At 51.6% G+C, this 5,721-nt stretch carries 7 protein-coding genes; 2 read left to right on the plus strand and 5 right to left on the minus strand.

From position 1 onward, the window contains the following. Positions 1–138, minus strand: a 138-nt coding sequence (locus ACOXXX_RS21580) for a transposase (protein ID WP_422828703.1), incomplete at its 3' end; no start/stop codon positions are given. A gap of 82 nt (positions 139–220) precedes the next feature. On the opposite strand from ACOXXX_RS21580, the gene ACOXXX_RS21585 reads away from it, so the two are divergent. Both ACOXXX_RS21585 and ACOXXX_RS21590 read left to right on the plus strand, forming a co-directional pair. Next, on the plus strand, positions 221–589 hold the full coding sequence (locus tag ACOXXX_RS21585; RefSeq protein WP_422828698.1) for a hypothetical protein: 369 nt from the start codon (positions 221–223) through the stop codon (positions 587–589). Between the two features lie 792 nt (positions 590–1,381). Next, complete coding sequence (locus ACOXXX_RS21590; RefSeq protein ID WP_422828699.1) at positions 1,382–2,056, plus strand: type 1 glutamine amidotransferase; 675 nt, start codon at positions 1,382–1,384, stop codon at positions 2,054–2,056. Between the two features lie 125 nt (positions 2,057–2,181). On the opposite strand, the gene ACOXXX_RS21595 is transcribed toward ACOXXX_RS21590, so the two are convergent. The 4 genes from ACOXXX_RS21595 to ACOXXX_RS21610 all read right to left on the minus strand — a co-directional run bounded on the left by ACOXXX_RS21595 (position 2,182) and on the right by ACOXXX_RS21610 (position 5,665). Further along, positions 2,182–2,685 (minus strand): pyridoxamine 5'-phosphate oxidase family protein, encoded by a 504-nt coding sequence (locus ACOXXX_RS21595; protein ID WP_422828700.1) that lies wholly within the window; start codon positions 2,683–2,685, stop codon positions 2,182–2,184. Between the two features lie 13 nt (positions 2,686–2,698). After that, entirely contained in the window at positions 2,699–3,916 is a 1,218-nt protein-coding gene (locus ACOXXX_RS21600; RefSeq protein WP_422828701.1) for a hypothetical protein, read from the minus strand. Between the two features lie 138 nt (positions 3,917–4,054). Further along, positions 4,055–4,318: an integrase core domain-containing protein gene (locus ACOXXX_RS21605; protein WP_422828702.1), complete on the minus strand. Its 264-nt coding sequence runs from the start codon at positions 4,316–4,318 to the stop codon at positions 4,055–4,057. A gap of 220 nt (positions 4,319–4,538) precedes the next feature. After that, a protein-coding gene (locus tag ACOXXX_RS21610) for an IS3 family transposase (RefSeq protein ID WP_422824954.1) occupies positions 4,539–5,665 on the minus strand; the annotation gives its coding sequence in 2 pieces (ribosomal slippage) (positions 4,539–5,401 and positions 5,401–5,665; 1,128 coding nt in all). Positions 5,666–5,721: the final 56 nt, after the last annotated feature.

The following is a 5,721-nucleotide window of genomic DNA, read 5'->3' on the forward strand; positions in this document are numbered from 1 at the left end:
CCGATCCTGCTGGATCCAACGGCTCAGTGTCGAGAAGCCAACGCCAAAATCTGCAGCAACCTGCTTTCGCGGCAGCCCGCTGGTTAACGCTACCCGCACTGCTTCTGCGCGGAATTCCGGGGGGGGGTTCGATGCCATGATGTCTCTCCTTTGTGGCAAAATACCAAGTCAAAGGAGCGGAACAATTCCGTGACAGGTCCAGTTTGAGCCGAGAGAAACGGTGGAGAATATTCTGATTGATGCTGGAGTTACGGATTTTTCAGAATTGGGGGCGCTCAGTAGCTCAATGATTTTCTACCCGTCCGCCAGTGATAAAAAAGCTAGATTGGTGGATCTCGGCTCTTTTCTCAGGAATACCTTCGAGGTTAAAATATTTTGCGATACGCAAACTGAAGGCGAAATCCCGCGATCGCCGAGGATTTTCGTGCCCTTCGACTTCGCGCGAAGCTTTCTGTTGTCGCCGGAATCTATGCGCCGTGAGGGCTGCAATGCCATCGATTTTCGCATAGACCACGATGGCTTATTCATTACCTATAGAAAGTATGACGAACCCCTTACAGAAGTGACCAAGAGAGGAACGTTTCAGTAGAACCGACCCTCCAAATGTCACCTATGAGCTTCATCAGCGTCGGAGGGCTTTGGGTAGCTTCACCGCGCTTGAGCGTCGTGAGCGTTGCCGCCTTGCTTCGCCGGGGCGGTTTCCCTACCTCGCACATATCGGCTATATGAAGGTCGATGAGGTCGCCAAAGGTCTGGAGGCGGGAAACGGACGTGCTTGTAGGCGCCAGCCCCTGATCGACCCGGGTCTCCGCATGGCGGGCCCAACGATGGGCGTCGTCGCGGCTTCGGGCCGTCTCGCTCGCGTAGCGGCCCTTTCGTCTGATCTGGACCCGGTAGGCACCGGAGGGGAGCGCGGGTAGATAGAGGCCATTTTCGTGTGCGGCTCATGTGTGCAATGAGTCGTCGTAGAGGGGCAAATTCGGGGATATTGGGGCGTATTCCAGCGTAGCAGCATCCGCCGCCAACAGTTTGAAGATACACAAAAAATGCAAATAAATCAACACGCTAGATTGTCTACGGCCCCTATGATGGATTGAGCCGATTTAATATCGATTTCAAGCCTTTACGGCGTGCTATGTGCAGTCTGTGTTCATGTTTCAATCGCGTGATGTCGCACTTCTTAGCACGCAGTTCGGCGCGCGGACTGATACCGGCTTCGTCGGAGCTTATGGTGCACCGTGAGCAGACAGCCCTAAAACTGGGGCCAGCTCAGCCAACCAAATTGTTGCGAGTTCAACTTTCGCTTGTCTTGACGTAGTCCATAGTAGTTGAATGTATGCTGATTTTGCAGATGCGCATCATATAAACAGATGAGGACCTAATGAAAATAGAAGGAAATCAGGAGACTTATACACTGGTTTTGAACCAACCGGACTACCTTGATCCTGGATACGTTGGCCACGCTCTGACAAATGGACGAAATGCATGGCGCCTTGAATCTCGAAGTGTCTTCGACTGGAACTTGGACGAGAGAGTCAATGGTGTGATCTTACTGGGGTCTGTTGAGAATCCACTTGATCCGAGCAGCAACCTTAGGGTCAAAGAACTCAGGTTTATCGAAGAGCTTCTAAAACGGGAAGTTCCCCTCTTTGCAGTGTGTTACGGTGCGCAGCTGCTTGCACAATGTCTTTCAGCTAAAGTATTTGAGCTTTCGGAGACCGGCTTCGGTTTCCGAACTGTCGAATTCGGCGATAATCGGTTGCCCTCTGGTCCGCAATTTTTTTGGCATCACTACGCATTTGAGTGCCCCGTCGAAGCCTCTGTTCTTGCGGCGCGTGGATCGGCTTGCGATGCATTTGTCTACGATAAGTCTCTGGCAGTACAGTTTCACCCCGATGCAACACCTGAGATACTTGACACTTGGATGACGGCTGGTTCTTCAGAGGTTATTTCATTGAAAGCAAATACTGACGATCAGCTGCGCACCGCAAGAGAGAACAAACGCTACTCAGAAGACTTCATGAATGCGGCTCTGCGCATGGTAAAGTCTCTATGAGGTCGGATTGTCGCGCGCTTTTTCCGGACGCTGCCAAAGCCGCGACCAAGTGGGTAGTGGTGTGGTGCAGGTAGCGCCGATCACTTTCATGGTCTGCTTATCAGTCCGAACAAAGTCTCTATGTTTTATGCAGGCCGAATTAACTCTTTAAGTTCATCGATATTGACGGTAATCCGGCGATCTAGCCGTGTTTCTGAAAACTGATCTTGCTCAATTACATAAGCGGACGTAATGTCGACTTCGTAAAATCGCCAGAGCGCTCCTGTCATAAACTCGTTAGCAGGACGTTGCCACCAAGCAAGATCATCTCCTGAAAATAAGCTTGTGAAGTAATGGTCTGCTACTTCAGCGACTTTTGCGTCAGGTACTACCGTGCAAGAACCTGACATCTGTAATCCGTCCACTGAAGGAGGACCCGTAAAGATTGAGGCGGCCACATCAGGGCAAAGCTCCAAGTGCTTGCTATGCAATGACTCCACTGCAGAGTAAAAAACAAGGGTCGATTCACGACCAACATTAAATGCAAGTGGAATGGACCATGGTTTCTTGCCGTCACTAGTCGCTAGAGTAAAAAACATACTGTTTTTTATCAGCGCTACGGCACGTGATGTCGAGTCGATGTTGGCCATCTTAAGTGTTCTCCTATTGATTCTCAGTGAGAATGTTCCGTGGTTCGAGCAACAGGAAGTCTACTGGTGATACAGTCTTCTTATAAAACTTGTCTTGGTGCTCTAGCATGTCAACAAATGCGTCGTAGAAAACGTCTCCCAAACAGGATTTAAACTTCGTGAGTTTTTTCAGGCGGGTGATGCATGTGGTAAGGTTGTCCGGAAACAAAAACGACTCCTCGTCAGCGTCATTTACTTCAAAAATCGCACGGTTTACCGAGAATAGGACTGCAAGAAGTGCCGCGTACACATTCATCATTGCGTCAGGTGTTCTGAGTTCTAGCCTAGCATTATCTTTCTCCAGGACTCGTATCATACAGTGACGATGGTCGCCTAGATCCTGCATGCCACGAAAGTCGTCGAGATCCAGCCTTCTGAAGCTATTTACTGACGGATTGAAAAACCCGGTGTAACGTTTGATGTCACTTGCAAGCGATGACGCAACTCCTCCGGCCTTGATCGTAGAGGCATGATTCTTCTCCAAGCTTACATTGATGTGACAACCATTTCCAACACTACCGTTGTTCGGCAGGGGCATGAAACTTGTGGACCATCCAACCCTAGAAAACTCACTTGTGATCACTTCCTTGGCCAACAGAAATTGCTCAGCAAGCTCGGTCGCTGTCATCGGCCCCAAACTTACTTCAAACTGGTTAGGAAAAAACTCTCGGCCGGCCGAGTACCATTTAATGCCAACGTACTCACCTTTTTTCAAAATTCGATCAAGGGCTTCCTCGGCCAAAAAGGAGGAACTCCGGTGCATGCCTAAATCAGACATTAATTGTGGCGCATGAAGTGCGGGTCCGTGAGAAATCTTGGGTGCCGCAGTAAACTCAATTTCTATGCCGAACCTTACTGTAACCCCCCTGGATTGGAGCATTTTTTCAAGACATCTAAGCTTTTTGCGCAAGCAAATCGGATGATCTGATTCCTGGCTTGTGACAACATCGCAAAAAAATACAGAGCTATCGTTTCTCCAGTGCCGATATGGTTCGCTAGTAGGTGACAAGTGGGCGTTGGGATGGTGCGCAAGTGCTCCAGTACCTGGCACCTTAATTGACTGACCGCCTCTAACGTTGAGCATTGCGGTGGAACACACACTAATGCTGTCACTGGGTATAGCTCGTTTTACCAACAAGGTTCCGTCCAAACCGGAGAATACATAAGACTGCAGTGAAGAATTTGTGCTCATCGCGATACCACAACGCGTTTTCTGCTCCTATCAAACAATTCGGTCCTTGAAGCACGCGTTTCTCTTATGATCAGACTTGTTTCTACTTGCATGCACCCAACATCCTAAAATGTGTGAATCCAGCGAGGTTCGCTCATGTTAGTCCGCTAACTCGAATGTGGCTACGGGTTTCCTTATGCCGATCGCTTGACGCGGCCGAAGGCTGTTGTAGAAATCAATCCAGTCTGCGTTGGCTTGGTTTGCATGGGCGGGCCGCTTGAAGGGCTGGCGATGCACGCGCTGCTCCTTTCGCGAATGGATCAGGCACTCCATCAGGTTGTTCTGCTGTGGACACCGTGGATTGCTGTATTCTTGGCGCAGACCATAGCCGTACGCGTTCTTTGTGTAATTCCGGTCGGTCACGGCGTGCCCGTTGTCGCTGCGCAGAAATAGATCGGCGTGGACACGGACATGGGCCCGAACCGGGCGACTATCATTTGCTCAAACGCGTCGACTAGGGGCGATGCCTTGTTGTTCTTGGGCACGTGAGCGCCGATTGGTTTGAGCGAGTGGCAATCCATGATATGTGCCAATATAACCAAACGGTCCTGATCAGCCCCAGTTGAGTGGTCCGATCTGATTGTTAGTGCATGACTGGCCTTTGGTCCATCTGAACGATGGCTTCTGGCGCTGGCGGGCGGTAGCCCAGAGCACTATGTGGGCGTTTCGTGTTGTAGTGCTTCCTCCATTCTTCGATCAATATTTGCGCCTCGCGTAGGCTGTAGAAGATTTCGCCGTTCAAGAACTCATCCCGGAACCGGGCATTGAAGCCTTCACAATATCCGTTCTCCCAAGGCGACCCGGGTTCGATGTAAGCGGTCTTTGCTCCGACAGCCTCGATCCAGTCCCGCACGGCCTGAGCAACGAACTCCGGGCCATTGTCAGACCGAATGAACGACGGGATGCCGCGCAGGATGAACAGGTCGCTCAAGGTGTCGATGACCTTGCCCGAGTTCAGCTTGCGATCCACACGGATGGCCAAACATTCTCGGCTGTATTCATCGATGATGTTGAGCGTGCGGAACGCCTTTCCATCTTCGGTGCGGCAATGCACGAAGTCATAGCTCCAGACATGATCGCGCCGTTCCGGCCGAAGCCGGACACACGATCCGTCATTGAGCCAGAGCCTCCCTTTCTTCGGTTGTTTCATTGGCACTTTCAGCCCCTCTCGTCGCCACAGCCTTTCGACCCGCTTATCGTTCACATGCCAGCCAGCGTCTCTCAGCAGCGCAGCGATCCGACGATAGCCGTATCGGCCATACTGCCGGGTCAGTTCGATCATGTCGGCCACCAATCGTTCTTCATCCCGGCGGCCAACTGGCACCCTGCGCTGTGTGGATCGGTGCTGTCGCAGTACCCGGCAGGCGCGGCGTTCCGAGACATTCAGCTCGGCACGAACGCGATCAATGCAAGCACGGCGACGAGCGGGGCTTAGAAGTTTCCCTTTGCGGCCTCTGCAAGGATCAGCTTGTCCAACGTCAGATCGGAAACAGCTTTGCGCAGCCGCTCGTTCTCTTTCTGAAGCCGCTTCAATTCCTTCAACTGGTCTGTGCCCATTCCACCGTACTTCTTCTTCCACCGGTAGTAGGTCTGTTCAGTCACGCCAATCTGCCGGATCGCATCCAGTCGCGGCAGACCTTGCCCCGTCAGAACCTCAACTTGCCGTAATTTCGTGACAATCTCCTCGGGCTTTGGTCGCTTGTTGGCCATGTGTTTCCTCCGTTTTCCTAAACATAGCGGAGGACCACTTCAGTGGGGGAGGACCA

Origin of the sequence: Thalassococcus sp. BH17M4-6 (assembly GCF_049323015.1) — a bacterium.
Lineage (GTDB): Bacteria > Pseudomonadota > Alphaproteobacteria > Rhodobacterales > Rhodobacteraceae > Puniceibacterium.